Annotated in this window: 3 protein-coding genes; all 3 read right to left on the reverse strand. The window is 63.7% G+C overall.

The genetic code is table 11. The features are described 5' to 3' along the window. Positions 1-418: 418 nt before the first annotated feature. The 3 genes from ACLEQD_RS42610 to ACLEQD_RS42620 all read right to left on the reverse strand — a co-directional run bounded on the left by ACLEQD_RS42610 (position 419) and on the right by ACLEQD_RS42620 (position 1,685). Positions 419-724: a hypothetical protein gene (locus ACLEQD_RS42610; RefSeq protein WP_228558381.1), complete on the reverse strand. Its 306-nt coding sequence runs from the start codon at positions 722-724 to the stop codon at positions 419-421. A 186-nt stretch (positions 725-910) separates the two neighbouring features. Next, a complete protein-coding gene (locus ACLEQD_RS42615; protein ID WP_141593109.1) occupies positions 911-1,249 on the reverse strand; it encodes a hypothetical protein in 339 nt (112 codons plus the stop codon). A 277-nt stretch (positions 1,250-1,526) separates the two neighbouring features. Next, positions 1,527-1,685, reverse strand: a complete 159-nt coding sequence (locus ACLEQD_RS42620; protein ID WP_246137635.1) for a hypothetical protein — start codon at positions 1,683-1,685, stop codon at positions 1,527-1,529. Positions 1,686-1,826 lie beyond the last annotated feature (141 nt).

Genomic DNA, 1,826 nt, shown 5'->3' on the forward strand with positions numbered 1-1,826 from the left:
GGCTGGCGCCAACCGTCTCAATCTCAATTCCAAACCGGAGCGTCTTCATGGAGTTCGCCTCTCGCATTCGCGCGGGGCTGTGGCGCCCGTCGCGAAACACATACACGCTCTTGTGTGCGAATGAGGCAAGTCCTCTTCGACGTCTGGTTGGGTGGGTTTCAGGTGTCTGGGATAGTTGCGGGAATTCGCGGGTTTTTGCGCCGGGCGCCTGTGAATGGGTGCGGCCAGTCTGCCTGGATTGGCGGCGGTGGGCGGAATTCCAGCGTGTGTGATTGTCTCGCCGGCAGGGCGTTGGGGATTGGCGGCATAGCCCGGAGCGGACTGCCACTGCCTCTCCCGCTGATTCAGCCGGAAGAGCCTCTCACCTGCGCAGGGCTCCTGGCGTGCGCGCGCCGCATGCCGAGGGGCTCAGGAGGGGTCAACCCACGAGGCTCTTGAGCATCGCCATCGCCCGCTCCGCTTCCTCCGGTGTTCCCTCTGCAAGCTCCACGTACACGAAGCCCCCGGAGTACATGAGTATGTCTGGGAGCAGCTCAATGCGTACATTCCAGCACTCTCGCTCCGAGGTTGCCATCTCAACATCGGCGTAGATGCGATGGAGGGCGGCGTTCAGCGTGCGCTGGCGTATCTCCCTCGGGAATCGCACCTCGATGTACGGCTGGGGAATCCCATAGCGCGCGGTGCGCTGTCCCACCATCATCAGTTGCTGGCTCGTCGTGGCCATCGTTATCCTCGCGTTTCGTAGGGATGTCGCCCCGTTGTGAAAGACATACGCGCTCTTGTTGATGCGTTATGCAAGTCGAGTCTTGGGGTGCGGCGCCTGTAGGCAGTGCGTCCGCGAGCATGGACGGCTTTCGTATGGCCGGGAACCCGCGCGGTGCTGCGGCGCGGATTCCCGCCGTCCTCTCCTTCAGCCCAGCAGTATGTTGAGGAGCGCCATGCCCCGCATGGCCTCGGCCTCGTCGCCTTCGGCCAGCTCCAGGTAGATGCGGCCGTGGTTCGGCTCCGAGAGGCGCTCGGACTGCACAATCCACCGCTCGCTGTTGGGGGTGTTCAGCTCCAGGCTGGCGGCGAAGGTGTGGAGCAGCGCGCTCACCTGCCGGTGGGTGGCGCCGGGCTGAAGGAAGATGTCCAGTTGCGGCTGGGCCGTGCCGTACCGGCTCTTGCCGAGGGTCAGCGTCAATACGGTGTTGCTGAAATCAACAACCTTGACCGGGACGATGAAGGTAGGGATGGCCGTGGCGCTCATAGTCGATATTCCTGCGGAGTCGCGCGGTGCTTTGTTGCCCGTCGCGAAAGGCATACACGCTCTTGTGGGTGAGCGTATCAAGTCCTCTCTGCTGTCTTTGGGGTGTATGTGCTGTCCGGGGCATTGGCGTTCGGGCCGGGACGCTGTTCCTGATGGAGCATGTGGCTGGCGGTGAGGCAGGGCGTGCGCGCTCGGGCCCTATTTCGGCCTGCTCGCGTGGCTTGCCGGACGCGCCTGTCGCAGCCCGGCAAGGCCCTCGAATGGAGAGGGGCTGCGGCTAGGGCGCCCTCTTGGAGGCAGGGGCGGGCTTCGTGCCCTCCCGCTCGGCTTGAATCTTCATCAGCTTGTCGATGATCTCCGACTTCCTGGTTTCCCCCAGGTAGGGGAAACTGTTTCCGGTGTCGATGACATAGCGGCGCAGTTTCTTGACGGTCATTGCTTCCAATTCGCTGCGTGTCTTCATGTTGTTCCCTTGGGGACTGCGTTGAAAGAGGGGCCGGTCGAAGGTCTCGGGCGGTGTTCCACTTCACGGCGATGTTGGCGCCCGCCTCGCGTGTGGACGGCGGGGCGGAGCGCG

The sequence above is a fragment of the Corallococcus sp. 4LFB genome (assembly GCF_046520365.1).
Lineage (GTDB): Bacteria > Myxococcota > Myxococcia > Myxococcales > Myxococcaceae > Corallococcus > Corallococcus caeni.

Bases quoted from the DNA above. Each gene is read 5' to 3' on its own strand.
- ACLEQD_RS42610 (WP_228558381.1), bottom strand. From the start codon at position 724: ATGGCCACGACGAGCCAGCAACTGATGATGGTGGGACAGCGCACCGCG.
- ACLEQD_RS42615 (WP_141593109.1), bottom strand. From the start codon at position 1,249: ATGAGCGCCACGGCCATCCCTACCTTCATCGTCCCGGTCAAGGTTGTT.
- ACLEQD_RS42620 (WP_246137635.1), bottom strand. From the start codon at position 1,685: ATGACCGTCAAGAAACTGCGCCGCTATGTCATCGACACCGGAAACAGT.